At 71.9% G+C, this 25,491-nt stretch carries 26 protein-coding genes; 13 read left to right on the top strand and 13 right to left on the bottom strand.

Annotation, left to right across the window (positions count from 1 at the left end; all coding sequences use genetic code 11):
• Positions 1-221 precede the first annotated feature (221 nt).
• Entirely contained in the window at positions 222-1,976 is a 1,755-nt protein-coding gene (locus OG509_RS23655) for an acetyl/propionyl/methylcrotonyl-CoA carboxylase subunit alpha (protein ID WP_385579792.1), read from the top strand.
• Positions 1,977-2,080: 104 nt separating this feature from the next.
• On the opposite strand, the gene OG509_RS23650 is transcribed toward OG509_RS23655, so the two are convergent.
• A complete protein-coding gene (locus OG509_RS23650; RefSeq protein ID WP_406184456.1) occupies positions 2,081-3,037 on the bottom strand; it encodes a DeoR/GlpR family DNA-binding transcription regulator in 957 nt (318 codons plus the stop codon).
• 174 nt (positions 3,038-3,211) lie between these two features.
• Positions 3,212-4,651 (bottom strand): NAD(P)H-quinone dehydrogenase, encoded by a 1,440-nt coding sequence (locus OG509_RS23645; RefSeq protein ID WP_030154980.1) that lies wholly within the window; start codon positions 4,649-4,651, stop codon positions 3,212-3,214.
• A 185-nt stretch (positions 4,652-4,836) separates the two neighbouring features.
• On the opposite strand from OG509_RS23645, the gene OG509_RS23640 reads away from it, so the two are divergent.
• The 3 genes from OG509_RS23640 to OG509_RS23630 all read left to right on the top strand — a co-directional run bounded on the left by OG509_RS23640 (position 4,837) and on the right by OG509_RS23630 (position 7,932).
• Positions 4,837-5,274 carry a gamma-glutamylcyclotransferase gene (locus OG509_RS23640; protein ID WP_030865395.1) on the top strand — a complete coding sequence of 146 codons (438 nt, stop codon included), beginning with the start codon at positions 4,837-4,839 and terminating at the stop codon, positions 5,272-5,274.
• Positions 5,275-5,432: 158 nt separating this feature from the next.
• Positions 5,433-6,239, top strand: coding sequence for a purine-nucleoside phosphorylase (locus tag OG509_RS23635; protein WP_406184455.1), 807 nt, complete (start codon positions 5,433-5,435; stop codon positions 6,237-6,239).
• A 34-nt stretch (positions 6,240-6,273) separates the two neighbouring features.
• Positions 6,274-7,932, top strand: a complete 1,659-nt coding sequence (locus tag OG509_RS23630; protein ID WP_406187662.1) for a phospho-sugar mutase — start codon at positions 6,274-6,276, stop codon at positions 7,930-7,932.
• A 402-nt stretch (positions 7,933-8,334) separates the two neighbouring features.
• Here OG509_RS23630 and OG509_RS23625 read toward each other — a convergent pair whose 3' ends face one another.
• The 3 genes from OG509_RS23625 to afsQ1 are packed head-to-tail and all read right to left on the bottom strand — an operon-like array spanning position 8,335 to position 11,088.
• Positions 8,335-8,943 (bottom strand): hypothetical protein, encoded by a 609-nt coding sequence (locus tag OG509_RS23625; protein ID WP_406184454.1) that lies wholly within the window; start codon positions 8,941-8,943, stop codon positions 8,335-8,337.
• Entirely contained in the window at positions 8,927-10,357 is a 1,431-nt protein-coding gene (locus OG509_RS23620) for an ATP-binding protein (RefSeq protein WP_406187661.1), read from the bottom strand. Before OG509_RS23620 ends, OG509_RS23625 begins: the two co-directional genes overlap by 17 nt.
• A 53-nt stretch (positions 10,358-10,410) precedes the next feature.
• Complete coding sequence (gene afsQ1, locus OG509_RS23615) at positions 10,411-11,088, bottom strand: two-component system response regulator AfsQ1 (RefSeq protein WP_180291024.1); 678 nt, start codon at positions 11,086-11,088, stop codon at positions 10,411-10,413.
• Between the two features lie 211 nt (positions 11,089-11,299).
• On the opposite strand from afsQ1, the gene OG509_RS23610 reads away from it, so the two are divergent.
• The gene (locus OG509_RS23610; protein ID WP_406184453.1) at positions 11,300-12,007 is read left to right on the top strand and encodes a SigE family RNA polymerase sigma factor; all 708 of its coding nucleotides are present in this window, start codon (positions 11,300-11,302) and stop codon (positions 12,005-12,007) included.
• Between the two features lie 136 nt (positions 12,008-12,143).
• Here OG509_RS23610 and OG509_RS23605 read toward each other — a convergent pair whose 3' ends face one another.
• Positions 12,144-12,842: a uridine kinase gene (locus tag OG509_RS23605; protein ID WP_406187660.1), complete on the bottom strand. Its 699-nt coding sequence runs from the start codon at positions 12,840-12,842 to the stop codon at positions 12,144-12,146.
• Positions 12,843-12,896: 54 nt separating this feature from the next.
• Between OG509_RS23605 and OG509_RS23600 the strand changes: the two genes are divergently transcribed.
• Positions 12,897-13,241 carry a hypothetical protein gene (locus tag OG509_RS23600; protein WP_406184452.1) on the top strand — a complete coding sequence of 115 codons (345 nt, stop codon included), beginning with the start codon at positions 12,897-12,899 and terminating at the stop codon, positions 13,239-13,241.
• Positions 13,242-13,313: 72 nt separating this feature from the next.
• Here OG509_RS23600 and OG509_RS23595 read toward each other — a convergent pair whose 3' ends face one another.
• The 3 genes from OG509_RS23595 to deoC are packed head-to-tail and all read right to left on the bottom strand — an operon-like array spanning position 13,314 to position 16,616.
• Complete coding sequence (locus tag OG509_RS23595) at positions 13,314-14,210, bottom strand: aldehyde dehydrogenase family protein (RefSeq protein WP_406187659.1); 897 nt, start codon at positions 14,208-14,210, stop codon at positions 13,314-13,316.
• 1 nt (position 14,211) lies between these two features.
• Entirely contained in the window at positions 14,212-15,648 is a 1,437-nt protein-coding gene (locus OG509_RS23590) for an aldehyde dehydrogenase family protein (protein WP_384710193.1), read from the bottom strand.
• Between the two features lie 5 nt (positions 15,649-15,653).
• Positions 15,654-16,616, bottom strand: a complete 963-nt coding sequence (deoC, locus tag OG509_RS23585; RefSeq protein WP_385580042.1) for a deoxyribose-phosphate aldolase — start codon at positions 16,614-16,616, stop codon at positions 15,654-15,656.
• A gap of 307 nt (positions 16,617-16,923) precedes the next feature.
• Here deoC and OG509_RS23580 point away from each other — a divergent pair, with 307 nt between their 5' ends.
• From OG509_RS23580 to OG509_RS23560, 5 genes are all read left to right on the top strand, one after another.
• Positions 16,924-17,664, top strand: coding sequence for a hypothetical protein (locus tag OG509_RS23580; protein WP_406184451.1), 741 nt, complete (start codon positions 16,924-16,926; stop codon positions 17,662-17,664).
• An 89-nt stretch (positions 17,665-17,753) separates the two neighbouring features.
• A complete protein-coding gene (locus OG509_RS23575; protein WP_406184450.1) occupies positions 17,754-18,395 on the top strand; it encodes a class F sortase in 642 nt (213 codons plus the stop codon).
• Positions 18,396-18,420: 25 nt separating this feature from the next.
• Positions 18,421-19,077, top strand: coding sequence for a PH domain-containing protein (locus OG509_RS23570; protein WP_406184448.1), 657 nt, complete (start codon positions 18,421-18,423; stop codon positions 19,075-19,077).
• Between the two features lie 106 nt (positions 19,078-19,183).
• Positions 19,184-19,765: a VanZ family protein gene (locus OG509_RS23565; protein WP_406184446.1), complete on the top strand. Its 582-nt coding sequence runs from the start codon at positions 19,184-19,186 to the stop codon at positions 19,763-19,765.
• 45 nt (positions 19,766-19,810) lie between these two features.
• Positions 19,811-20,011, top strand: coding sequence for a PspC domain-containing protein (locus tag OG509_RS23560; RefSeq protein ID WP_030154957.1), 201 nt, complete (start codon positions 19,811-19,813; stop codon positions 20,009-20,011).
• Positions 20,012-20,062: 51 nt separating this feature from the next.
• Here OG509_RS23560 and OG509_RS23555 read toward each other — a convergent pair whose 3' ends face one another.
• The 3 genes from OG509_RS23555 to OG509_RS23545 all read right to left on the bottom strand — a co-directional run bounded on the left by OG509_RS23555 (position 20,063) and on the right by OG509_RS23545 (position 22,558).
• A complete protein-coding gene (locus OG509_RS23555; protein WP_406184444.1) occupies positions 20,063-20,836 on the bottom strand; it encodes a hypothetical protein in 774 nt (257 codons plus the stop codon).
• A gap of 154 nt (positions 20,837-20,990) precedes the next feature.
• Complete coding sequence (locus OG509_RS23550) at positions 20,991-21,269, bottom strand: hypothetical protein (protein WP_406184443.1); 279 nt, start codon at positions 21,267-21,269, stop codon at positions 20,991-20,993.
• 140 nt (positions 21,270-21,409) lie between these two features.
• A complete protein-coding gene (locus tag OG509_RS23545; protein ID WP_053692064.1) occupies positions 21,410-22,558 on the bottom strand; it encodes an adenosine deaminase in 1,149 nt (382 codons plus the stop codon).
• Between the two features lie 113 nt (positions 22,559-22,671).
• Between OG509_RS23545 and OG509_RS23540 the strand changes: the two genes are divergently transcribed.
• Together OG509_RS23540 and OG509_RS23535 are read left to right on the top strand one after the other, a co-directional pair.
• Positions 22,672-23,403, top strand: coding sequence for an alpha/beta hydrolase (locus OG509_RS23540; protein ID WP_406184441.1), 732 nt, complete (start codon positions 22,672-22,674; stop codon positions 23,401-23,403).
• Positions 23,404-23,493: 90 nt separating this feature from the next.
• Entirely contained in the window at positions 23,494-23,862 is a 369-nt protein-coding gene (locus OG509_RS23535) for a cupin domain-containing protein (RefSeq protein WP_385584850.1), read from the top strand.
• Positions 23,863-23,881: 19 nt separating this feature from the next.
• Here OG509_RS23535 and OG509_RS23530 read toward each other — a convergent pair whose 3' ends face one another.
• Positions 23,882-25,339, bottom strand: coding sequence for a CehA/McbA family metallohydrolase (locus OG509_RS23530; protein ID WP_406184440.1), 1,458 nt, complete (start codon positions 25,337-25,339; stop codon positions 23,882-23,884).
• Positions 25,340-25,491: the final 152 nt, after the last annotated feature.

The raw sequence follows: 25,491 nt of genomic DNA, 5'->3' as shown, positions 1-25,491 counted from the left end.
AAGAATCACGGGGGCCCGCTGACCGGGCGAACAGAGACCTCGGACGGGTGACGGGGTTACTGTGCAGTCGGGGATCCCCCTGACCTGGGGCGCCACAAGGGCTTTCCTCACTCGAGGCGGACTCGAATCACACTCCGTGTGGGCAAGGTCACCTCTAGGGAAGGGTCGAAACGCCGTGTGGGCTGTCCCTAAACTCAGCTTGTTTCAAGGAGGGAGCCATCGTGCGCAAGGTGCTCATCGCCAACCGTGGCGAAATCGCTGTCCGCGTTGCTCGGGCCTGCCGGGATGCCGGAATCGCAAGCGTAGCCGTCTACGCCGATCCGGACCGGGACGCTCTGCATGTCCGCGCGGCCGACGAAGCTTTCGCGTTGGGCGGTGACACCCCGGCCGCCAGCTACCTGGACATCTCCAAGGTCCTGCAGGCCGCAGCCGATTCCGGCGCGGACGCCATCCATCCCGGATACGGCTTCCTCTCCGAGAACGCCGAATTCGCGCAGGCCGTCCTCGACGCCGGCCTGACCTGGATCGGCCCGCCCCCGCAGGCCATCCGCGACCTCGGTGACAAGGTCGCCGCCCGTCACATCGCCCAGCGCGCCGGCGCCCCGCTCGTCGCGGGCACCCCGGACCCGGTCTCCGGGGCCGACGAGGTCGTCGCGTTCGCCGAGCAGCACGGCCTGCCGATCGCGATCAAGGCCGCCTTCGGCGGCGGCGGCCGCGGCCTGAAGGTCGCCCGTACGCTCGAAGAGGTCCCCGAGCTCTACGACTCGGCCGTCCGCGAGGCCGTCGCGGCCTTCGGTCGCGGCGAGTGCTTCGTCGAGCGCTACCTCGACAAGCCGCGCCACGTCGAGACGCAGTGCCTGGCCGACTCCCACGGCAACGTGGTCGTCGTCTCCACCCGCGACTGCTCCCTCCAGCGCCGCCACCAGAAGCTGGTCGAGGAAGCCCCCGCGCCGTTCCTGTCGGAGGCTCAGAACGCCGAGCTGTACGCGGCGTCGAAGGCGATCCTGAAGGAGGCCGGCTACGTCGGCGCCGGCACGGTCGAGTTCCTGGTCGGCACGGACGGGACGATCTCCTTCCTGGAGGTCAACACCCGCCTGCAGGTCGAGCACCCGGTCACCGAAGAGGTCACCGGCATCGACCTGGTCCGCGAGATGTTCCGCATCGCCGACGGCGAGGAGCTCGGCTACGGCGACCCGGTCCTGCGCGGGCACTCCTTCGAGTTCCGCATCAACGGCGAGGACCCGGGCCGCGGCTTCCTGCCGGCCCCCGGCACCGTCACCAAGTTCAACGCCCCCTCCGGCCCCGGTGTCCGCCTGGACGCGGGCGTGGAGTCCGGCTCGGTCATCGGCCCGGCCTGGGACTCCCTCCTCGCCAAGCTCATCGTCACGGGTGCCACGCGCGAGCAGGCCCTGCAGCGGGCGGCGCGCGCGCTGGCGGAGTTCGACGTGGAGGGCATGGCCACGGCCATCCCGTTCCACCGTGCGGTCGTCGCCGACCCGGCGTTCACCTCGAACCCCTTCCGGATCCACACCCGCTGGATCGAGACCGAGTTCGTCAACGACATCCCCGCGTTCGCCGCCCCGGCGGCGGAGGACACGGAGGACGAGCCGGGCCGCGAGACGGTCGTCGTCGAGGTCGGCGGCAAGCGCCTGGAGGTCTCCCTCCCGTCCTCGCTGGGCATGACGCTGGCCCGCACGGCCGCCGCGGGCGGCGCGAAGCCGAAGCGCCGCGCGGCGAAGAAGTCCGGCCCGGCCGCCTCCGGCGACACGCTGGCGTCCCCGATGCAGGGCACGATCGTCAAGGTCGCGGTCGAGGAGGGCCAGCAGGTCAACGAGGGCGACCTGGTCGTCGTCCTGGAGGCCATGAAGATGGAGCAGCCGCTGAACGCGCACCGCTCCGGCACCATCGTCGGCCTCACCGCCGAAGTCGGCGCCAGCCTCACCTCCGGCGCCACCATCTGTGAGATCAAGGACTGACGTCCTCGAACCGCTGAGGCCCGGAATCCCTACGGGGGTTCCGGGCCTCACGCGTTTCGGGACGGTCCGGCCGGACGCCCCGCCGGACACCCCTGGGGCGTCCGCTAGCGGCGCCGCATGTCCGCGACGCGGGGGCGGTCCCCCGCAGACTGCTGCTCCAGCATCGACGCGGGGGCGCTGCGGAGTTGGGCCGTCGGGCCGCCTCGGCGTTGGACCGGCAGCGGGGACTCCCGGCGCGGGCGGCGGCCCGCCATGCCGTCACCCGTACCGCCGGAGGCCACGGCCCCGGCGATCGTGATCTGGACGCCCTGGTCGGCCAGGGCCTGGAGTTCCGTCGCCGCGCGGTCGTCGTGCGGCGGGGGCTCGTCGGTCACCAGACGGGTCATCACATCGGTGGGCACCGTCTGGAACATGGTGTCGGTGCCCAGCTTGGTGTGGTCCGCGAGGACCACCACCTCCGCCGCGGCCTGGACCAGGGCCCGGTCCACGCTCGCCGACAGCATGTTGGACGTGGACAGACCGCGTTCCGCGGTCAGGCCGCTGCCGGACAGGAAGGCCCGGGAGACCCGCAGCCCCTGGAGGGACTGCTCCGCCCCGCTGCCGACCAGCGCGTAGTTGGAGCCGCGCAGGGTACCGCCCGTCATCACCACCTCTACCCGGTTGGCGTGTGCCAGCGCCTGGGCGACCAGCAGCGAGTTGGTGACGACGGTCAGTCCGGGCACCCGGGCGAGCCGGCGGGCCAGCTCCTGGGTCGTGGTGCCCGCGCCGACGACGACGGCCTCGCCCTCTTCGACGAGGGAGGCCGCGACATCGGCGATGGCGGTCTTCTCCGCCGTCGCGAGATGGGACTTTTGCGGAAATCCGGACTCCCGCGTGAAACCGCCCGGCAAAACCGCACCGCCGTGTCGGCGGTCGAGGAGTCCTTCGGCCTCCAGTGCCCGCACGTCCCGCCGTACGGTCACTTCGGAGGTCTGGACGACGCGGGCGAGCTCCCGGAGCGATACCGCTCCGTTGGCCCGCACCATTTCGAGAATCAATTGGCGACGTTCTGCAGCGAACACGAAACTGACAGTAACCCCAACGACCGTCTTGTTTCAGCTCCTTGCACCGGAATACCGAAGTTGTCCATAAAACAGGGCGACTAGTGGTATACGCGGCGAGGCGGTTGAGTGAACGTCACTCCACCCCCGCAGGGGCCGCCCCAAGTCCCCTTCGACCTGGGGCGGTTACCCCCGTCAGGCCTCGCCGGCAGTCTTGCGCGTGTGCAGCTGGCGCGCCACCTCGGCGATCGAACCCGACAGCGAGGGGTACACCGTGAACGCGTTTGCGATCTGCTCGACGGTCAGGTTGTTGTCGACTGCGATCGAGATGGGGTGGATCAGCTCGCTCGCCCGCGGGGAGACCACCACACCGCCGACCACGATTCCGGTGCCCGGGCGGCAGAACAGCTTCACGAACCCGTCGCGGATGCCCTGCATCTTGGCCCGCGCGTTGCGCAGCAGCGGCAACTTCACGACACGGGCGTCGATCTTGCCGGCGTCCACATCGGCCTGGGTGTAACCGACAGTGGCGATCTCCGGGTCGGTGAACACGTTCGACGAGACCGTCTTGAGGTTCAGCGGGGCCACCGCGTCGCCGAGGAAGTGGTACATCGCGATGCGGCCCTGCATGGCGGCGACGGAGGCCAGCGCGAAGATCCCGGTCACGTCGCCGGCCGCGTACACGCCGGGCGCGGACGTACGGGAGACCTTGTCGGTCCAGATGTGCCCGGACTCCTTGAGCCGGACCCCGGACTCCTCCAGGTTCATGTCCTTGGTGTTCGGAATCGCGCCGACCGCCATCAGGCAGTGCGTGCCGGTGATGACGCGGCCGTCGGAGAGCGTGACCTCGACCCGGTCGCCGACGCGCTTGGCGGACTCGGCGCGGGAGCGGCCGACGACGTTCATGCCGCGGCGCCGGAAGACGTCCTCCAGCACGGCCGCCGCGTCCGGGTCCTCGCCGGGCAGCACGCGGTCGCGCGAGGAGATCAGCGTCACCCGGGAGCCGAGGGCCTGGTACGCACCGGCGAACTCGGCGCCGGTGACGCCCGAGCCGACCACGATGAGCTCCTCGGGGAGCTCGTCGAGGTCGTAGACCTGGGTCCAGTTCAGGATCCGCTCGCCGTCGGGCATGGCGTCCGGGATCTCGCGGGGGTGGCCGCCGGTCGCGATCAGTACGGCGTCGGCCGTCAGGATCGTCTCGGTGCCGTCGGCGGCGGTGACGATGACGTCGCGCGTGCCGTCGATGCCCTGCGGGCCGCCCAGCTTGCCGCGGCCCCGTACGACGCGGGCGCCGGCCCGGGTGACGGAGGCGGTGATGTCGTGCGACTGGGCGAGCGCGAGGCGCTTGACGCGCCGGTTCACCTTGCCGAGGTCCACGCCGACGACGCGCGCGGCCTGCTCGATGTGCGGGGTGTCGTCGGCGACGACGATGCCGAGCTCCTCGTACGACGAGTCGAAGGTCGTCATGACCTCGGCGGTCGCGATGAGGGTCTTGGAAGGTACGCAGTCGGTGAGGACGGACGCTCCACCGAGGCCGTCGCAGTCGACGACGGTCACCTCCGCGCCGAGCTGGGCCCCCACGAGGGCCGCCTCATACCCGCCGGGTCCGCCGCCGATGATCACGATCCGGGTCACGAAAACTCCGCCTCACGTCTACCCGGCCGGCTGCCGCCCCGGCCGGGGCTTCCGGGGGATTCCCCGGGGGATGCATTCCGTGCCCCATTGTCCCGCACGCTTCAAGGTGCTTCTCCCCCGGTCCGGCCATCCGTGAGGACGGCCGGGCACGCGGCCCGCCCCGCCCCTCCCGTACCCTCGACCTCATGTCGCTCTACGCCGCGTACGCCGGCAACCTCGACCCGCGGCTGATGACGCGCCGCGCTCCGCATTCGCCGCTGCGCGGCACGGGCTGGATCAACGACTGGCGGCTGACCTTCGGCGGTGAGCAGATGGGGTGGGAGGGCGCCCTGGCCACGATCGTCGAGGCCCCGCGGCACCAGGTGTTCGTCGCCCTGTACGACATCGCGCCGCTGGACGAGGACTCCATGGACCGGTGGGAGGGCGTCGGGCTCGACATCTACCGCCGGATGCGGATCCGCGTCCACACGCTGGACGGCGAGGAGCCGGCCTGGTGCTACGTGCTGAACGGGTACGAGGGCGGCCTGCCCTCGGCGCGCTACCTCGGCGAGATCGCCGACGCGGCGGAGTCGGCGGGGGCCCCGCACGACTACGTGATGGAGCTCCGCAAGCGCCCCTGCTAGAGGTGTCCGAGCCGGAGGTGTCCGGCCCTGATCCGGCGGACGCCCCGTAGGCGGGTGAAGCGCCGGGGGCATTTCGGCGGAAACGACAAGGCAACGATCCGAATACCGTGAGCTGCGCCATCTACGCGCGTAGGCAATGCTCGGCTACGCTCGTCTGCGTGAACGCATCTGTTACCGACCCCTTCGCCGACGCCACCGCCGCAGCCGCCCGCCTGCGTGAGCTGACCGGCGCCGAAACCCACGATGTCGCCCTCGTCATGGGCTCCGGCTGGGCCCCCGCCGCAGAGGCGCTGGGCGCGCCCGAGGCCGAATTCCCCGTCACCGAGCTGCCGGGCTTCCCGCCCGCCGCCGTCGCGGGCCACGGCGGCAAGATCCGCTCGTACAAGATCGGCGACAAGCGCGCGCTGGTCTTCCTCGGCCGGACCCACTACTACGAGGGCCGCGGCGTCGCCGCCGTCGCCCACGGCGTGCGCACCGCCGTCGCCGCCGGCTGCAAGACCGTCGTCCTGACCAACGGCTGCGGCGGCCTGCGCGAGGGCATGAAGCCCGGCCAGCCCGTGCTGATCAGCGACCACCTCAACCTGACGGCCACCTCGCCGATCGTCGGCGCGAACTTCGTGGACCTGACCGACCTGTACTCGCCGCGCCTGCGCGCGATGTGCAAGGAGATCGACGAGACCCTCGAAGAGGGCGTCTACGTCCAGTTCCCCGGCCCGCACTACGAGACCCCGGCCGAGATCAACATGATCCGCGTCATGGGCGCCGACCTGGTCGGCATGTCCACCGTGCTGGAGGCCATCGCCGCCCGCGAGGCCGGCGCCGAGGTGCTCGGCATCTCCCTGGTCACCAACCTGGCGGCGGGCATCTCCGGCGAGCCGCTGAACCACGAAGAGGTGCTCCAGGCCGGCCGCGACTCGGCCGCGCGCATGGGCAAGCTGCTGACGCAGGTCCTCGCCCGCATCTGATCGACGTACGAGAGGTAAGGCGGAAGCAGTGGCAGTGCAGGAACAGGCACAGGCACAGGACGACCTGATCGCCCGGGCGCAGGCCTGGCTGGCGGAGGACCCGGACCCGGAGACGGCGGCCGAGCTGGCCAAGCTGATCGACGCCGGGGACGTCACGGAGCTCGCGGACCGGTTCTCCGGCACCCTGCAGTTCGGCACGGCCGGACTGCGCGGCGAGATCGGCGCGGGCCCGATGCGGATGAACCGCTCCGTGGTCATCCGGGCCGCGGCCGGCCTCGCGGCCTACCTCAAGGCCCAGGGCCACGCCGGCGGCCTGGTCGTCGTCGGCTACGACGCGCGCTACAAGTCCGCGGACTTCGCCCGCGACACCGCCGCCGTGATGACCGGCGCGGGCCTGCGCGCGGCCGTCCTGCCCCGCCCGCTGCCGACGCCCGTCCTCGCGTACGCCATACGGCACCTGGGTGCCGTCGCCGGCGTCGAGGTGACCGCGAGCCACAACCCGCCCCGGGACAACGGCTACAAGGTCTACCTCGGCGACGGCTCGCAGATCGTCTCCCCCGCGGACGTCGAGATCGCGGCGGAGATCGAGCGCGTGGACACCCTCGCGTCGGTCCCCCGTCCGGAGTCCGGCTGGGAGGACCTCGGCGACGAGGTCCTGGAGGCCTACCTGGCCCGTACGGACGCCGTCCTGACCTCCGGCTCCCCCCGGGGCGTGCGGACCGTCTACACGGCCATGCACGGCGTCGGCAAGGACGTCGTCCTGGCGGCCTTCGCCCGGGCCGGCTTCCCGGAGCCGGTGCTGGTCGCCGAGCAGGCGGAGCCGGACCCGGCGTTCCCGACGGTGGCCTTCCCGAACCCGGAGGAGCCGGGCGCGATGGACCTGTCGTTCGCGACGGCCGCCGAGGCCCAGCCCGACATCGTGATCGCGAACGACCCGGACGCCGACCGCTGCGCGGTGGCCGTCCCCACCGCGGACGGCTGGCGGATGCTCCGCGGCGACGAGGTCGGCGCGCTGCTGGCGGCCCACCTGGTCCACAAGGGCGCCCGCGGCGTCTTCGCCGAGTCCATCGTGTCCTCGTCCCTCCTGGGCCGGATCGCGGAGGCGGCGGGCGTCGGCTACGAGGAGACCCTGACGGGCTTCAAGTGGATCGCCCGCGTCGAGGGCCTGCGCTACGGCTACGAGGAGGCGCTCGGCTACTGCGTGGACCCCGAGGGCGTCCGCGACAAGGACGGCATCACGGCCGCCCTGCTGGTGGCGGAGCTGGCCTCGGAGCTCAAGGAGCAGGGCCGCACGCTGACCGACCTGCTGGACGACCTGGCGATGGCCCACGGCCTGCACCACACCGACCAGCTGTCGGTCCGCGTCTCCGACCTGTCGGTCATCGCCTCGGCGATGACCGCGCTGCGCGCGGAGCCGCCGGTGTCGCTGGCGGGCCTGCGGGTGGTCTCGGCGGAGGACCTGAACCGGGGCACGGACAAGCTCCCGCCCACGGACGGCCTGCGCTACCACCTGGAGGGCGACTACAAGGCCCGGGTGATCTGCCGCCCCTCCGGCACCGAGCCCAAGCTCAAGTGCTACCTGGAGGTCGTGGTCCCGGTGTCCGAGGCCTCCGACCTCGCGTCGGCCCGCGTCCGTGGCCAGGAAGTCCTGGACGGAATCAAGAAGGACCTGTCCGCCGCCATGGGCCTCTGATTCCTCACGCGCCGCTCGCACGGCTCGGCCCTGGCGGGCCTGGCCTTCTCTACGCGCCACTCGCACGTTCGGCCCTAGCGGGCCTCACCGGCTTCGCGCCGCTGCGCCGGACTCCGTCCGTCGGGTGCAGTCCAGGGGCTCCGCCCCTCGCCCGGCCCCCTCAGCTCCCCCTGAGGGGGCCGTCGGCGTTGCGGGGGGGTACGTCGCTTGCGGCGCGGGCCCGCCATCTCCCCCTCGGGGTGCCGGGCCCGGTCTGTAGTTGCCCACCCGCCCCGGGTGCGGGCCCGGCGGGCGGGCGAGCCGTATCCTCCTGGCCCGTCTCGGAGTGGGTTCGGGGGTTTCCCGTCAGTCCCATCGTCCTTCCGGTTCGTGCCGGCCCGTCAAGGGCGCTCCTTCGGCGCGTCAAGAAGGAGTGGGGGTCGGGCGGACCAGTTCGCCCAGGGTGGGGACCGACTCGGGGCGGGAGCGGACGGCTTCCGTGCACTCCCAGGCTCGCGGCGGGTCCGCGTCCGGGCCGCCCAGGACCACCGGGCCCGGGCCCGCCGAGACGGCCTCGCTGCCCGCCAGCGTGCACACCACCTGCGACAGCGCCACCGGCGGCAGGTCCTCCGGCTTGCGGCTGATGCGTATCGTGCCCGCCGGGTCGCCCGTACGCGCCGGCGCGACCGTCAGCCCGCCCGGAACCCCGGTCGTGAACCCCGCGTCCCGCTCCTCCGACGACGGCTCCCGCTCCAGCGCCTCCAGCAGCGCCTCGGCGACCAGCACCACGGGGTCCCGTACCGGCTTCTTCTCCGGCACCGGCACCACCCGCTCCACGCCGACCAGCTGCGATCCGCAGACCAGCTCCACCGTGGCCCGGAAACCCTGCACCCCGGTCTGCGGCTGCGGCGTATCGCACGACACCCGCGAAGGCGCCGCGCCGACGTCCACCGGCACCGTCGTCGCCCTGATCCCGCACGCCGAGGTCAGCAGTACGAGGAGTACCGCCCCGGCCCTACGCGTCCGCCTCACCGGCGATCACCTTCCCCACGTCCACCGGCAGCCGCAGCGTGAACAGCGCACCGCCCTTCGGCCCGTTGGCCGCGGTGATGTCACCGCCGTGGATGTGCGCGTTCTCCACCGCGATCGACAGGCCCAGCCCGCTGCCGTCCGACTTCGGCCGCGAGGCGCTCGCCTTGTAGAACCGGTCGAAGACGTGCGGCAGCACCTCCTCCGGAATGCCCGGCCCGTTGTCCTGGACCGCGATCACCAGCCACTCGCCCTCCACGACCACCGACACCCGCACCGGCGAACCGCCGTGCTTGAGCGCGTTGCCGATCAGATTGGCGAGGATGACGTCGAGCCGGCGCGGGTCGAGCCGCGCCACGATGCCCCGCTCCGCGTCCAGTTCGACCGCGTCGAGCCACGCCCGCGCGTCGATGCACGCCGTCACCTGGTCGGCGACGTCCACGTCGTCCAGGACCAGGCGCGCCGTCCCCGCGTCGAAGCGGGTGACCTCCATCAGATTCTCCACCAGGATGTTCAGCCGCCGGGTCTCGCTGACCACCAGCCCCACCGCCGGTGCGATCATCGGATCGAGGAATTCGACCTCCTCCTCCAGCACCTCGGCGACCGCCGTCAACGCCGTCAGCGGAGTGCGCAGTTCGTGCGACATGTCCGCGACGAAGCGCCGGCTGGCCTCCTCCCGCGCGCTCATGTCGGCGACCTTCTTCTCCAGCGCCTCCGCCGTCTTGTTGAACGTGTGCGAGAGGTCCGCGAGTTCGTCGGTCCCCGACACGTCGAGCCGGTGGTCCAGCTCGCCCTCGCCGAGCCGCCGCGCCGCGTCCCCAAGCCGCTGTACGGGCTTGAGCACGGTCCGGGCCGCCGCCTGCGCCAGCAGCGCGGACCCGAGCAGCGCGAGGCCCGTCGCGATGGTCAGCGACCAGCCGAGCGCGTTCAGGTCGTCCCGCTCCTGCGCCAGGGACTTGTACATGTAGCCGGTCGGCCCGCCGCCCACGATCCGCGTCCCGCCGACCAGGTACGGATTGCCGCGCGGCTTCGTCCGCTGCCAGTACACGTGGTACTCGGCGTCGTTCGCGGCCGTCGCCTTCTGCCGGTCGTTCACCGCGCGCTGCAGCGAGCCCGGTACGTCGTCCAGCCCGAAGGAGTCGGGGCCGGCCGCGCCGAACACCTTGCGGCCGTCCTTGCGCTCGTCGACCAGCAGCACGCTGTACCCGGGGCTGCTGCCCGCCATCAGCTCGGCGGTGCGCTGCATCTCCTCGGGCGTCGGGTCGGCGGGCAGCGCCGCGGCCCGGTTCTGCATCTCCTGGCGGAAGTCGCCGAGGGCCGCGTCCTGGGTACGGGTGAGCACGGCCTCGCGGTTGAGCCAGTACGCGATCCCGGACGCGGACACGGCGGCCACCAGCGCGACCAGGGAGAACACCATCAGGAGCCGCAGCCGCAGGCTGGTCCAGCGCCGGCCCGCGAACAGGGCTTTGATCACTGCGGCGAGTCCAGCCGGTAGCCGACACCACGCACGGTCCGGATGAGGGTGGGCGAGGACGGTACTTCCTCGACCTTGGCGCGCAGCCGCTGCACGCAGGCGTCCACGAGCCGGGAGTCGCCGAGGTAGTCGTGCTCCCAGACCAGGCGCAGCAGCTGCTGGCGGGAGAGCGCCTGCCCGGGCCGGCGGCTGAGCTCCAGCAGCAGCCGCAGCTCGGTCGGCGTGAGCTGGAGGTCCTCGCCGTTCTTGGTGACCGTCATCGCCGCCCGGTCGATGACCAGGGAGCCGAACACGGCGGAGTCGCTGGCCTCCCGTTCCCCGCGGCGCAGGACGGCCCGGATCCGGGCGTCGAGCACCCGGCCCTGGACGGGCTTGACGACGTAGTCGTCGGCCCCCGACTCCAGGCCCACGACGACATCGATGTCGTCGCTGCGGGCGGTCAGCAGGATGATCGGCAGCTGGTCGGTGCGGCGGATCCGCCGGCACACCTCGAAGCCGTCGATCCCGGGCAGCATGACGTCCAGCACGATCAGGTCCGGCCGCTGCTCGCGCAGCAGTTTCAGGCCGTCCTCGCCCGTCGCCGCGGTGGCCACACGGTGGCCCTGGCGAGACAGGGAGAGTTCGAGGGCCGTGCGGATGGCGTCGTCGTCCTCGATCAGCAACAGGAAAGGCACGGGCTCATTCTGTCCCATCGACCGTTCGGAGTTCGACCGTCGGGCCCACGGGATCGCACGGGGGACCCGCGGCGGACCCACGGCGGACCCACCGGAGCCGCTGTGACAGGCCTGTGACAGTCGGCGGACACCCCGGTTAAGTCGGCCGGGCAGTCTTTTACCAACGAAACCGAGCAGGATCCGAAGCAGACTCCACGACGGGGGGCGCGAGATGAACACGCTGCACAGCACCACCACCAGCGCGGTTGTCACGCGGCTGCACGATGTGAACCGCCGGGCAGGTGTCCGTTCGGTGACGGTCGCCCGTCCGCGGCCGGCGCACACGGTGGCCATCGACGCGAACACGTACCAGTCCGCCGCCGTCCCGGTGCAGCGCACGCCCGAGCTCTCCGCCACCTCGGAGGCCGAGTTCACGGCGTACGTCCAGGAGCGGCGGGCCGCCCTCTACGCGACGGCCTTCCACCTGACCGGTGACCGTTACGAGGCCGAGGACCTGCTCCAGAGCGCGCTGTTCTCCACGTACCGCGCCTGGGACCGGATCAGCGACAAGGCCGCCGTCGGCGGGTACCTGCGGCGCACGATGACGAACCTGCACATCAGCGCGTGGCGCCGCCGCAAGCTCAACGAGTACCCGACCGAGGAGCTCCCGGAGACGGCCTCCGACACGGACGCGATGCGGGGTACGGAACTGCGCGCGGTGCTGTGGCAGGCGCTGGCCCGCATCCCGGAGCCGCAGCGCACGATGCTGGTGCTGCGGTACTACGAGGGCCGTACGGACCCGGAGATCGCGGAGATCCTGGGGATCAGCGTCGGCACGGTGAAGTCGAGCATCTGGCGGTCGCTGCGGCGGCTGCGGGACGACGAGGTGCTGAGCTTCGGCCGCGACGAGGCGGAGTCCTTCGAGGAGCTCGTCGCGTAAGGCGGCACACCACAGACCATGGGCCAGGGGGCCCGTCCTACGGGGGTGGGACGGGGGCCTGCGGGGGGAGAAGGCGGGATCAGGCGGACGGGGGTCCGCGTGGTCCCGCCTTCTCGTATTGCCATTTCTCGTATTGCTACGCCGGGGCGGTCGTACGGTGGCGGCCCGCGGCGCAGGCGGCCAGCCGGCCGAGGGCCTCGTCGCGGGCGCAGGCGTGGGCGCCGAGGGCGGTGTGGCGGGCCACGATGCCCCGCTCCGCCCGCATCAGCCGCCATCCCCTGCGCAGCAGGAACGGCAGCGACTTGCGGCCCTCGCGCAGATCCCGCGCGAGCCTGCGCCGGAACGTCGTCGACGGCCGGCCGCGCAGGCAGATGGCATCGGCCAGCAGCCCCATCTCCTGGCACCGGGCGACGATGTCGGCCGCGAAGATCCCCTCCGCGATGAACAGCGGGGTGCGGGAGATGTCCAGCGTCTCCGTACCCGTACGGGAGGAGGTGGCGATGGAGTACACCGGCACCTCGGTACGGCCGCCCGCGCAGAGTTCCTCGATCGCGGCGACCGCGGCGTCGGCGTCCCACGACAGCGGGGAGTCCCAGTCGATGTCGGAACTGCCGTCGACCAGCGGGAGGGTCGGGTCGTCGCCCTCCTTGTAGAAGTCGTCCAGGCGCAGCACCGGCAGCCCGGAACGGGCAGCCAGCCTGGACTTGCCGGAACCCGAAGGCCCGGTCAACAGGACGACACGCGTAGGCAAAGGAGAGGAGGAGCTCACGGAACACAAGTGTGAACCATTCCCCCGCGCAGGGGATGCCTCCGGTGGCCGGTTGGTATCCAGGATCACACCTCAACTACGCTGCGTGCGCACGCGACTACGACCTCAGGCGGGAACCCCATGGCACGTCACGCAGCCCCCGGTAGCTCCACCCTGCGCTCCGCAGGCATCACGCTCTCCATGGCCGGTGCGGCCCTGGCCATGGCCGCCGGTGGCGCCCAGGCCGGTGAGCTCTCGGTTCCGGCGGCCCTCGCGGGGGTCACCGACCCCATCGCGAACCTCAAGGTGAACCCGCTGGCCCACACCGGCGTGGACCCGCTCGACAACGGCGTGGCCACGCGGGTCGCCGACTTCCCCGCGGTCGGCACGACCATGGTCACGGGGATCCTGACGCAGGGCCCGTCCGTCGGCGAGCTGCCCGAGGCGGCCGCCTCCTCGCTGCTCGGACCGCTGCTGCCGAAGTAGTCGTGGACGAGGCACGGGAAGGCCCCGGCAGCGCGGGGGACGCTGCCGGGGCCGGTTTCGGAGGGGGATCCCTCAGTACGAGGATCCGCCCGAGCCCAGCGAACCCGTCGGGTGCCAGACCGTCTTCGTCTCCAGGAACGCCGTCATGCGCGACGTACCCGGGTCGGCGCTCCAGTCGTCCACAGGCTGTGGACGCAGGACGCGCTTGAGGTTGTCGGCCGCCGCGATCTCCAGCTCCTTGGCCAGCGCCGCGTCGGCGCCCGCCAGGTCGATCGCGTTGACGTCCTGGTGGGACGCCAGGTGCGGGCCCATCTCGGCGGCCTTGCCGGAGAGGATGTTGACCACGCCGCCCGGCAGGTCGGAGGTGGCCAGCACCTCGCCCAGGGAAAGGGCGGGGAGCGGGGACTTCTCCGAGGTGATCACGACGGCCGTGTTGCCCGTCGCGATGACCGGGGCGATCACCGAGATCAGGCCCAGGAACGAGGAGTCCTGCGGGGCGACGACCGTGACGACGCCCGTCGGCTCCGGGGTGGAGAGGTTGAAGAACGGGCCCGCGACCGGGTTGGCCCCGCCCACGATCTGGCCGATCTTGTCGGTCCAGCCCGCGTACCAGACCCAGCGGTCGATGGCCGCGTCGACGACCGCGCCGGCCTTCGACTTGGACAGGCCCTCGGCCTCGCCGACCTCGCGGACGAACTGCTCGCGGCGGCCCTCCAGCATCTCGGCGATGCGGTAGAGGATCTGGCCGCGGTTGTACGCGGTCGCGCCCGACCAGCCGCCGAAGGCCTTGCGGGCCGCTACGACCGCGTCACGCGCGTCCTTGCGGGAGGACAGGGGGGCGTTGGCCAGCCACTTGCCCTTGGAGTCCGTCACTTCGTACACCCGGCCGCTCTCGGAGCGGGGGAACTTGCCCCCGACGTACAGCTTGTAGGTCTTGAAGACGTTCAGGCGCGACGGTGCCGCCGACATGTCAGACATCGAGGTAGCCCTCCAGGCCGTGGCGGCCGCCCTCGCGGCCGAAGCCCGACTCCTTGTAGCCGCCGAAGGGCGAGGTCGGGTCGAACTTGTTGAACGTGTTGGCCCAGACGACGCCCGCGCGGAGCTTGTTCGCGACCGCGAGGATGCGCGAGCCCTTCTCCGTCCAGATGCCGGCGGACAGGCCGTACTGGCTGTTGTTGGCCTTGGCGACGGCCTCGTCGGGCGTACGGAACGTCAGCACGGACAGCACCGGGCCGAAGATCTCGTCGCGGGCGACGGTGTGCGCCTGGGTGACGTTCGTGAAGAGCGTCGGGGCGAACCAGTAGCCGGAGGACGGGAGCTCGCACGCCGGGGACCAGCGCTCGGCGCCCTCGGCCTCGCCGGTCTCCGCGAGCGCGGTGATCCGGGCCAGCTGCTCGGCGGAGTTGATCGCGCCGATGTCGGTGTTCTTGTCGAGCGGGTCGCCCAGGCGCAGGGTGCTCAGGCGGCGCTTGAGGGAGTCCAGCAGCTCGTCGTGGATCGACTCCTGGACCAGCAGGCGCGAGCCCGCGCAGCAGACCTGGCCCTGGTTGAAGAAGATCCCGTTGACGATGCCCTCGACGGCCTGGTCGATGGGGGCGTCGTCGAAGACGATGTTGGCGCCCTTGCCGCCCAGCTCCAGGGTGACCTTCTTGTCCGTACCGGCGATCTGGCGGGCGATGGCCTTGCCGACCGCGGTCGAGCCGGTGAAGGCCACCTTGTTGACGTCCGGGTGCTCGACGAGGGCCGCGCCCGCGTCCCCGTAGCCCGTGAGGATGTTGACGACGCCCTTGGGCAGGCCCGCCTGGCGGCAGATGTCCGCGAAGAACAGCGCGGTGAGCGGGGTGGTCTCGGCGGGCTTGAGGACGACCGTGTTGCCGGTGGCGAGCGCCGGGGCGATCTTCCACGCCAGCATCAGCAGCGGGAAGTTCCACGGGATGACCTGGCCGGCCACGCCGAGCGGGCGCGGGTTCGCGCCGTAGCCCGCGTGGTCGAGCTTGTCGGCCCAGCCCGCGTAGTAGAAGAAGTGCGCGGCGACGAGCGGGAGGTCCGCGTCGCGGGTTTCCTTGATCGGCTTGCCGTTGTCCAGGGTCTCCAGGACGGCCAGCTCGCGGCTGCGCTCCTGGATGATCCGGGCGATGCGGAAGAGGTACTTGGCGCGCTCGGAGCCGGGCAGCGCGGACCAGGTCACGAAGGCCTTGCGGGCGGCCTTGACGGCGCGGTCGACGTCGGCGGCGCCGGCCTGGGCGACCTCGGAGAGGACCTCCTCGGACGACGGGGAGACGGTCTTGAAGACCTTGCCGTCGGCGGCGTCGACGAACTCGCCGTCGATGAAAAGCCCGTACGAGGGGGCGATGTCGACGACGGAACGCGACTCGGGGGCCGGTGCGTACTCGAAAAGGGATGCCATGGTGATCAGTCCACCGTCACGTAGTCGGGACCGGAGTAACGGCCGGTGCTCAGCTTCTGGCGCTGCATCAACAGGTCGTTGAGCAGGCTGGAGGCGCCGAAGCGGAACCAGTGGTTGGAGAGCCAGTCCTCGCCCACGGTCTCGTTGACCAGGACCAGGAACTTGATGGCGTCCTTGGTGGTCCGGATGCCGCCGGCCGGCTTCACGCCGATCTGGATTCCAGTCTGCGCCTTGAAGTCGCGGACGGCTTCGAGCATCAGCAGCGTGTTGGCGGGGGTGGCGTTGACGCCGACCTTGCCGGTGGAGGTCTTGATGAAGTCGGCGCCCGCGAGCATGCCGATCCAGGAGGCCCGGCGGATGTTGTCGTACGTCGACAGCTCGCCGGTCTCGAAGATGACCTTGAGGCGGGCGGCGGTGCCGTCGGGGCGTACGCACGCCTCCTTGATGGCCTTGATCAGCTCGTACGTCTCCAGGTAGCGGCCGGCGAGGAAGGCGCCACGGTCGATGACCATGTCGATCTCGTCGGCGCCCGCGGCGACGGCGTCATGGGTGTCCGCGAGCTTGACGGGCAGCGCGGCGCGGCCGGCCGGGAAGGCGGTCGCGACGGAGGCCACCTTGACGTCGGCGCCGTTCAGGGCGGCCTTCGCGGTGGCCACCATGTCGGGGTAGACGCAGACCGCGGCGGTCATGGGCGTCGTGCGGTCGGTCGGGTCGGGGTTGACGGCCTTGGCGGAGAGCGCTCGGACCTTGCCCGGGGTGTCCGCACCCTCAAGCGTGGTCAGGTCGATCATCGAAATGGCCAGGTCAATGGCGTACGCCTTGGCCGTGGTCTTGATCGAACGGGTACCGAGCGCGGCCGCGCGGGCCTCCAGGCCGACGGCGTCTACGCCGGGCAGCCCGTGCAGGAAGCGGCGCAGCGCGCTGTCGGACGTCGTCACGTCAGCGAATGCGGTGAGGGTGGTGGGCATGGTCACCAGATGAGCATATCTACGCGCGTAGCTGCCTGTCACCCCCCGCGGGCGCACATATGTGCGGAGTCGGGCACATCCGGGCGCGGCGGGGATCCGGTCCAAGATCGCGCTGCGGACCGCTGACCTCCACTTTTCCTGTTACATGGCGAAGACAGGAACCCGATCGTCCGGTCGAACAGGATCCGTAAATTTCTCTTCAGCAGCCCGCCAGACCTCACCGGATGAAAGCTTCGGCAGAGAACCCGTAGAGAAAAGGGGCATGCGACTCTCCCACCTTCCCGCGACACAGCTTCCAGGAGTCGTTATGCGTACCGCCCTCCGCACCTCGATCGTCACCGCCGCCCTCGCCGGCGCCCTGCTCGCGCCGGCCGCGACCGCGCTCGCCGCGACCGCCCCGCAGGCCGCCACCTCGGTCTCGGCGGTGACCGCGGTCTCCGCGTCCTCGTCGGACAAGGGCCGCTACGACGGCGAAGTGGTTCTCGTCGGCAAGAACCGGATCGCGGTGCTGCGCAACGAGTCCGAGGGCCCCGAGGTCTGGATCCGCGCCGTGGGCGACAACTGGAAGCCGGCCGACGGCTGGGCGGGCCGCGTGCTGGCGAAGCTGGATCTCTCCAACCGCCGCGCGGTGATCGAGGACACCGAGTACACGCTCACCGACGCGGGCGGCTACGGGCTCAACGTGTACCGGAAGGGCGAGGGGGCTTCGGACTTCTACATGCTGCCGAAGGGCACGCCGGCCACCACGCCGTCGACCAAGCCGTCGACCGAGCCCTCCGCCAAGCCGTCCGCCAAGCCCTCCGCGCAGCCGACCGCCAAGACCCCTGCCACGACCTCCGTCAAGCCGGTCGCCGACGTGAAGGCGCAGACCGGGGCGCAGACCGTGGTCGTGCCCAAGGGCGGGGTGGCCGCCGGGGCCGAGTTCGCCGCCGAGGACACCGACAACAGCACCACCGTGGCCGCCGGCGCGGGTCTCGTCGCGATCTTCGCCGGGCTGGGTGTGGCCCTGCTGGCCCGTGGCCGCCGCGCCGCCCGCAGCCGGGGCTGACCTTCCCTTTCCGACCCGTTCCCTCCCGTTCCTGCCTCCGGCGGGCCACCTCCACGGTGGCCCGCCGGGCCCGTTTCCCGGAGCACCCCATGGCCCACCGCGTCCGTCCCCTGCTCGCCGCCGCCCTGCTCGGTCCGCTCGCCCTCGCCGCCCTGACCGGCTGCGGCGGCGCACCGGCCGCGCCGGCGCCCCCGCCCGCGCCCCGCATCGCCGCGGCCCCGGCGGCGGCCCCGACCGCCCCGTCCGCCCCGACGGCGTCGGCCGCGCCCGCCGCCCCGCTGCCCGCCTCCGAGCCCGTACGGGTACGGATCCCCGCGGCCGGGGTGGACACGGGCCCGCTGCTCAAGCTGGGGCTGGCCGCCGACGGCAGCGTCGAGGTGCCCTCCGTCGCGAACGGGGACCGGATCGGCTGGTACACGAAGGGCGTCACCCCGGGCGAGACCGGACCGGCCGTGCTCATCGGGCACTTCGACACCGTGCGCGGCCCGGCCGTACTGCGCGACGTGGCGAAGATCCACGCCGGGGACGAGATCACCGTCTCCCGGGCGGACGGCAGCTCCGCCGTCTTCCGGGTGCGCGCGCTGGAACAGGTCGACAAGAAGAGCTTCCCGACGGCCAAGGTGTACGGGAACACCGCGCGCCCCGAGCTGCGGCTGATCACCTGCGGGGGCGAGATCACCGACGGCCACCGGCCCGACAACATCATCGTGTACGCCGATCTCGTCGGCTGAGACGGCTTGAGGCAGAATCGGCCTCATGAGCAGCCAGCAGCCCCCCGAAGAGCCGGCGTACGAAGACCGGGTCTACCGCTCCCCCATGGCCGTCGTCACGGGGGTGCTGCTGCTCGCGCTCATCGCGTGGCTGTGCGGGGACGCCATCGTGCGGGGGTCGGGGAACGCCCCGTGGTTCGCCGCGGCGATCGCCCTGCTGGCCGTACCGCTGGTCGTGGCGTTCACGATCCGCCCGGCCGTCTTCGCCAATGACGACCGGCTGCGCGTGCGGAACCCCTTCCGGGTCATCGAGCTGCCCTGGGCCGCCGTGGACGCGGTGCGCGCCGGGTACTCGGCGGAGGTGCTGGCCGGGGGCTCGAAGTACCAGCTGTGGTCCGTCCCGGTCTCGCTGCGCGAGCGGAAGAAGGCGAGCCGGCAGCAGAGCCGGCAGGAGCTCTCCCGCCGCGGCGGGCTCACCGGCAAGGGCGCCGCGGGTTCGCCGGGCAAGGCCGGCCCGGCCGCCTCCGCCGAACCGCAGCGGGCCCAGGCCGACCAGGTCGTGAGCGAGCTGCGGGAGCTGGCCGAGCGCGGTGCCTCGCGGGCCGGCGCCCAGGGCGACGTGCGCGTGCGGTGGTCGTACGAGGTCCTCGCCCCCGTCGCCCTCGGCGCGGTGTTCCTGATCGTGCTGCTCGTCATCGGCTGACGATCGGCTGACGCCGGGCCCGTGCGGCCCCCCGTACGGGTTGATGCGAGCCCGCTCACAGGGTCCGACCGGAACCGCGGCCACCGGGGCCTGCGTCCTCGCACATGTGCAGCGCAACGAGGTCGGCCGCAGTGCCGCCACCGCCATTCACCTCCGGCTCCGGCTCCTGGGCGGGGGGCTGCTGGTCGCCCACCTCCTCCTCGTCGGCTGGCTCACCCTGCGGCCCCTGGACGTGCCCTGGGCGGCCGCGGCCAATCTGACCCCGCTGGAGGGGATCCGGGCGGACCTCTCGTACGGACCGCTGGAGGCGGCCCGCCGGATCGGCGAGGCGCTGGCGCTGCTGGCCCCGCTCGGGGTCCTGCTGCCGCTCGTCAACGGGAACCTGGCGCCTTCGCCGCTGGCCGCGTGGTCCTCGCTGGGCCGGACCGCCGCCGCGGGGGTGCTGGTCTCGCTCCTCATCGAGATGCTCCAGAGCTCGGTCCCCGGGCAGGTGGTCGACGTGGACTCGGTGCTGCTGAACGGGCTGGGCGTCGTACTCGCGCACGTGGCCGTCGTACCGGCGCTGCGTGCGCGGCTGCGGCGCTCGCGGCGCTCCGAGCAGTCCTCTCAGGGGTCCACCCCGAGAATTCCCAGGGTCGGGCTCGGCCCCTGGACCGACGTCTTGTCGGCGGTGCCGCGGGAGTATTGAGGCATCGCGGGAAAGCCTCCCGCCGAATGCCACAGAGGAGAACCCATGAGCGCGATTGTCCGCCCCCGTGACGGCCGCTGGATCGGCGGCGTCTGCGCCGGACTGGCGCGTCGCTTCGGAATATCCGCGAACACGATGCGCGTCATTTTCGTCGTATCGTGCCTGCTGCCCGGCCCGCAGTTCCTGATCTACCTGGCGCTGTGGCTGCTGCTGCCGAACGAGAAGTCCGCCTCGAACGCCTGGTAAAGCGCACCGTAAAAGGCCCGGCAAAGCGGTCGAGGCGGAAAGCCCGGGGCGTCAGTTCGCGCCGCGGACCTTCTCCAGCTGCTTGTCCACCACCTCTTGCGGGACCAGAGCCTTCTGCTGGGCCCCGGCGACGTTGAGGGCCATCAGCCGTACGACGGTGGCGCCCTGACGGACTACGACCACGTGGACCTGGGCCGAGACGCCCTGGGCGGCCGCGGTGGTGGTCCAGCTGACGGTCTCGTCGCCGGCCGTCTTGTACTCGGCGGCCCGTACCTCGCGGTAGCTGCCGCTCTGCTTGTCGACGGTGGCGGTGAAGCCCGTACCGCAAGCGCCGACGGCGCTGCGGAGGCGGGCGATGAGTGCCTTGGCGTCGCTCTCGGCGTACGAGCTGACGGAGGCGGAGACGGCGAGTCCGACCTGCTTCTGGGAGCCGATGCCGCGGTTGACGGTGTCGCGGGAGGCCGGGTCCGGCTGGTCGCCCATGATGTCGGCCAGGGGCTGGCATGCCTTGCGGTCGGCCTGGGGCTGACCGTCGGGGGCGTTCGGGTTCTTGCCCTGCGCGGAGACCTGGTAGCCGGGCAGATCGCCCTGTTCGAGCGCGGAGCGCTCCAGCTTGCTCGCCCCGGCCTTCGGCGCGGCCGAGCCGCTCGGGGCGGAGCCCGGGGACGCGGCGGCCGAGCCCGCGGGGGCGGAGCCCTTGGGGTCGGGCGTCTTGCCGGCCGCGGGGGCGTCCTTGTTGCTGCTGCATCCCACGGCCCCCAGGAGGAGGGCGGGGAGCAGGGCGGCAGTGGCCGCTCCGACCGTGACTCGTGCCTTCAAGCGCATGACCGATGACCTCATACCCAGTGCGTCGGCGGGCAGTTGGTGGTGATCGTGGCACACGCCACGACGTGGCACACACCCGATCGAACCGGCGTGCGCCACGTACGTGCGCGTGCGAAAAATCCGCAGACGAGTCCGCGGAGGGTTCCGGCGGTGATCAGCCGCCGAGCGCGCCGCCGACGGGCAGGCCACCGAGGGTGGGGCCGATCGCATCGGTGAGCTGGTTGAGGGGGGCGGCCGGGTCGCTCTGCTGCTGGCCGTCCTTCGCGCTGACGTGCTGCTGGCTCGTCAGCCCCTGCGCGGCGCCGGTCACGGTGCCCAGCGCGTCGGAGAGGCCGATCGCGGGCACGGCGGCCGAGGCGGAGCCCGCGGCGGCGGCGACGAAGGCGGCACCGAGGGCGGCGGCACCGAGGGTCTTGGCAGCTGACTTCTTCATGAAGATTTAGTCCTTGCGACGGGGAATTGAGCGGCTCCGCAAACTAGTCACTTCAAACCGCCGCCCGCAAACATACGTAAATACGAGAAAGCGCCCGGGAATTGCTCCTCCCGGGCGCTTTCCGTCTGTCACGCCATGGCCTAGGCCGAGACAGAACCGCTGGTCGAAGCGGTCTGCTGGAACAGCCACTCCGACTTCAGCTCCGCATAACCGGGCTTGATGACCTCATTGATCATGGCCAGTCGTTCATCGAAAGGAATGAACGCGGACTTCATCGCATTGACGGTGAACCACTGCATGTCGTCGAGCGTGTAGCCGAAGGTGTCGACCAGGTGCTCGAACTCGCGGCTCATGCTGGTGCCGCTCATCAGGCGGTTGTCGGTGTTGACCGTCAGCCTGAAGTGCAGCTTCCGCAGCAGGCCGATCGGGTGCTCGGCGTACGAGGCGGCCGCGGCGGTCTGCAGGTTCGAGGTGGGGCACATCTCCAGGGGGATGCGCTTGTCCCGGACGTACGAGGCCAGCCGGCCCAGCTTCACGGAACCGTCGGCGGCGACCTCGATGTCGTCGATGATCTTCACCCCGTGGCCCAGGCGGTCGGCGCCGCACCACTGCAGGGCCTGCCAGATCGACGGCAGGCCGAAGGCCTCGCCCGCGTGGATGGTGAAGTGGTTGTTCTCGCGCTTGAGGTACTCGAACGCGTCCAGGTGGCGGGTGGGAGGGAACCCGGCCTCGGCGCCGGCGATGTCGAAGCCGACCACGCCGTTGTCGCGGTAGCGGTTCGCGAGCTCGGCGATCTCCAGCGCGCGGGCGGCGTGGCGCATCGCGGTGAGCAGGGCACCGACGCGGATGCGGTTGCCGTTGGTGCGCGCGCGGCGCTCGCCCTCGCGGAAGCCCTCGTTCACGGCCTCGACGACCTCTTCGAGGGTCAGTCCGGCTTCGAGGTGCTGCTCAGGGGCGTAGCGGATCTCGGCGTACACGACGCCGTCCTCGGCCAGGTCCTGGGCGCACTCGGAGGCGACCCGGAAGAGGGCCTCCTTCGTCTGCATGACGGCGCAGGTGTGCGCGAACGTCTCCAGGTAGCGCGGCAGGGAGCCGGAGTCGGCGGCTTCGCGGAACCAGACGCCCAGCTTGTCGGCGTCGGTCTCGGGAAGGTTCTCGTAGCCGACCTTGTGCGCCAGCTCGATGATGGTCCCGGGGCGCAGGCCACCGTCGAGGTGGTCGTGGAGCAGCACCTTCGGGGAGCGGCGGATCTGATCCGGGGTGGGCAGGTTGGGGGTCTCGCTCGTCATCCGGGCACTCTACTCCTACGCGCGTAGAGCAGCGCGTTGGCGACAGGGGTCGATACGTAACAGAGACCGTACGGACGGGTCACGTACACCTGTCAGTCTGAGAATGTTCGGCCATGGCACAGCATGCGCCGCCGGCGCGCGGGGCCCGCCTGGGGCGGGCGGCCGGCGCGAACGGCTCGGTCTCGACGGGCAGCACGGTCAACGGAGTCGTCCTCTTACTCCCCGGTAAATCCAGATTGTCCCCCGGTCCTGTGCGTCCGCTCGCGCGGGCACTGGTCCGGGCGGGCGGGGCGGACGGGCTGGTCGCGCACACCGTGCTGCACGGCAGGGGGGCCTGCCGGGAGGACGACGCCCGGTGGGCGGCGGACGAGGTGGTGCACAGGTACGGGGACGTGCCGGTGTGCCTCGCCGGGTACGACGCGGGCGGCCGGGCGGCGCTGCGGGCGGCGGGCCACGAGGCCGTCAACTCGGTGCTGGCGCTTGCCCCTTCCTTGGGAGAGGTGGTCTCGCCGGACTCCCCGGAACCGGTGAAACAGCTGTCGGGGCGGCAGGTGCTGATCGTGCACGGGACGAACGACTCGCACAGCGACCCGGAAGCATCGTTTCGGCTGGCGGCGCAGGCGAAGAAGGCGAACCGCTCGACGTGCCGGTTCGAGGTGCACTCGGACGGCCACCGGCTGCGCGAGCACCAGGCGGAAGTCGTGGCGCTGTCCGTGGACTTCATCCTGGGGGCGATGTTCTCGGGGCGGTTTTCGCGGCCGGTGACGGACGCGCTGGCGGCGCCGCCGCCGCTGGGGCTGCGGATGCCGCTCGCGGCGGGCTTCGGGCGTTCCCTGCGGGGCTGAGGGGCCGCGGCGAGCGGATGGGCCGCCGGGCCGCCCGAGCGTAAAGTGAGGAGTGGACTCGGGGCTCTTCTCTGCGGGAGGCGATGCGGTATGGCCGCGATCGTGCGCAAGAGCTTCGACCAGGCGGACGAGACCCGTCCGTTCGCGGACGGCAAGGGCCGGCTCGACGTCATCCAGACCGACGGCGGTGCCGTGGGCCGTGCGGTCTTCGAGCCGGGCTGGCGCTGGTCGGAGCACATCAAGCCGCTGGCGGGCACGGACAGCTGCGAGGCCGCGCACACGGGTTACGTGGTGAGCGGCCGGATGAAGGTCGTCATGGACGACGGGGCCAGCGAGGAGTACGGCCCCGGCGACTTCATGCAGGTCGAGCCCGGACACGACGCCTGGGTCCTCGGCGACGAGCAGTGCGTGGCGGTCGACTGGACCGGCTTCGTCACGTACGCGAAGCCGGCCTCCTGACCTCCGGGTACGTCGACGGTCACCCCGTGGGCAGCCACACCGGGTTCGTGAACGCCGCCAGGGCGCCCGGGAGCGGCGGGAGCGTGGCGGGGTGGCGGACCTCGGCCCGTACGTAGGCCGAGCGGGCGGGGCTGGTGCGCCATTCCAGGGCGGCGTCCGACGAGGTCACGGCCAGGCCCTGGTCGGTGATCAGCCGCAGTTCGCAGCCCGGGGCGCCCGTGGCCGTGAGCCGGATCAGGACGTCCGCGTCCGGGGCCAGCCGCAGCGTCTCCCCGATGCCGGCGTGCTCCCCGTACGGGCCCACCGCCTCGAAGGCGACCGAGACCTGGGCGGACTCGGCCCCGTAGGACCGCCCGGCCCGCATCCCCGCGAGGACTGCCTCCCGGGTCAGGTCCTCGGCCAGGACCACGGTCTGCGGGCCGCCGATGCGGTCCGGGTCGCGGTGGTGGTCGCTGTTGGCCACGGCCGGCAGCCACCGCTCGCCGTCAGCGCCGCGCAGGGTGGCGTCCCAGGAGGCCAGGGAGACCTCGTCGTCCGGGGTCCAGGGGCCGTTCCACACCTCCACGGCGTCGGCCTCGCCGAAGCCGAACTTCCAGGCGCAGCCGATGCAGGTGGCGTGCGGGTGGGCCGGTACGACCAGGCCGCCCGCGCCCCGGATCGTACGGGCGAACCGGCCGAAGCGGTTCTCGCGGGCCCGGTAGCGCCAGTCGACGAAGGTGCCCGGGTCGGTGCCGACGGCCAGGACGTGGCCGGTGCGGGTGGTGATCTCCTCGCCGGTCAGGATCAGCAGGTCCGGTGAGAGCGCGTCGGCCCAGGCGGCGTGCGCGCTGTGGGTGTTGTGCTCCGAGGAGTTGATGAAGTCCAGGCCGGCCGTGCGGGCCAGGGCGGCTATCTCGGCCGGGGTGCGCCGCCCGTCGGAGTGCACCGAGTGGATGTGGCAGTCGCCGCGGTACCAGGCCCGGCCGCGGCCCCGGGCGCGCTGGGGCGGGTAGACCGGGCGGGGTGCGGTGCCCGGCTCGCCGAAGGTGAAGCGAGCGGTGATCTCGTACGGGAGTCCCTGCGGGGCGACGGTGTAGGGGCCGAGCAGGACGTGCCAGCGGCCGGCGCCGATCGGGCCGGGCAGGTAGCCGGGGGTCGCCTCGTCGGCGCGCAGGAAGAACTCGCTGCGGGCGCCGCCGGACCAGCCGCGGAAGCCGCGGCCGCCGAGGGCGGTGCCGTGCTGGTCGAAGATGCCGATGTCGAGGGCGTTTCCGGGGGTGCCGGGCGGTACGGGCGGCTTGCCGTACGTGTACGCCACTCTCAACTCGCTTACTCCACGCGGTACATCGAGGGGTATCTCCACGAAGTCCGGGGCGCCCGGGGGGATCATGCCGGTCAGGATCCGGGTGTCCGGCGAGGGCGCGGACAGGTGCGGGGTGGTGACTGCGGCGGCGCCGGACACACCGGTCGCCAGAACTTCACGCCTCGTGAGGGCCATACCCCCACGGTGGCGGCGGTACGTGAATCCCGTGTGAATCGGGGGTGAGGGGTCCCGGTCGGCCGACGGCGCCGACCAGGCGGCTGTGGTCGCGCCGGTCCGCCGGTACCCGCCGCTCCGCCCCCTCACGGTCGGACGGCACCGGCGGACCC

The organism is Streptomyces sp. NBC_01006 (assembly GCF_045162725.1).
GTDB lineage: Bacteria > Actinomycetota > Actinomycetes > Streptomycetales > Streptomycetaceae > Streptomyces.
This window is presented reverse-complemented; position numbering and strand designations above follow the sequence as displayed.

Coding starts and splice junctions, on each gene's coding strand:
- OG509_RS23640 (WP_030865395.1), top strand. CDS start 4,837: ATGTCGCTCTACGCCGCGTACGCCGGCAACCTCGACCCGCGGCTGATG.
- OG509_RS23620 (WP_406187661.1), bottom strand. CDS start 10,357: ATGGTGTTCTCCCTGGTCGCGCTGGTGGCCGCCGTGTCCGCGTCCGGG.
- OG509_RS23610 (WP_406184453.1), top strand. CDS start 11,300: ATGAACACGCTGCACAGCACCACCACCAGCGCGGTTGTCACGCGGCTG.
- OG509_RS23600 (WP_406184452.1), top strand. CDS start 12,897: ATGGCACGTCACGCAGCCCCCGGTAGCTCCACCCTGCGCTCCGCAGGC.
- OG509_RS23595 (WP_406187659.1), bottom strand. CDS start 14,210: ATGTCGGCGGCACCGTCGCGCCTGAACGTCTTCAAGACCTACAAGCTG.
- OG509_RS23590 (WP_384710193.1), bottom strand. CDS start 15,648: ATGGCATCCCTTTTCGAGTACGCACCGGCCCCCGAGTCGCGTTCCGTC.
- deoC (WP_385580042.1), bottom strand. CDS start 16,616: ATGCCCACCACCCTCACCGCATTCGCTGACGTGACGACGTCCGACAGC.
- OG509_RS23580 (WP_406184451.1), top strand. CDS start 16,924: ATGCGTACCGCCCTCCGCACCTCGATCGTCACCGCCGCCCTCGCCGGC.
- OG509_RS23575 (WP_406184450.1), top strand. CDS start 17,754: ATGGCCCACCGCGTCCGTCCCCTGCTCGCCGCCGCCCTGCTCGGTCCG.
- OG509_RS23570 (WP_406184448.1), top strand. CDS start 18,421: ATGAGCAGCCAGCAGCCCCCCGAAGAGCCGGCGTACGAAGACCGGGTC.
- OG509_RS23560 (WP_030154957.1), top strand. CDS start 19,811: ATGAGCGCGATTGTCCGCCCCCGTGACGGCCGCTGGATCGGCGGCGTC.
- OG509_RS23555 (WP_406184444.1), bottom strand. CDS start 20,836: ATGCGCTTGAAGGCACGAGTCACGGTCGGAGCGGCCACTGCCGCCCTG.
- OG509_RS23550 (WP_406184443.1), bottom strand. CDS start 21,269: ATGAAGAAGTCAGCTGCCAAGACCCTCGGTGCCGCCGCCCTCGGTGCC.
- OG509_RS23545 (WP_053692064.1), bottom strand. CDS start 22,558: ATGACGAGCGAGACCCCCAACCTGCCCACCCCGGATCAGATCCGCCGC.
- OG509_RS23540 (WP_406184441.1), top strand. CDS start 22,672: ATGGCACAGCATGCGCCGCCGGCGCGCGGGGCCCGCCTGGGGCGGGCG.
- OG509_RS23535 (WP_385584850.1), top strand. CDS start 23,494: ATGGCCGCGATCGTGCGCAAGAGCTTCGACCAGGCGGACGAGACCCGT.
- OG509_RS23530 (WP_406184440.1), bottom strand. CDS start 25,339: ATGGCCCTCACGAGGCGTGAAGTTCTGGCGACCGGTGTGTCCGGCGCC.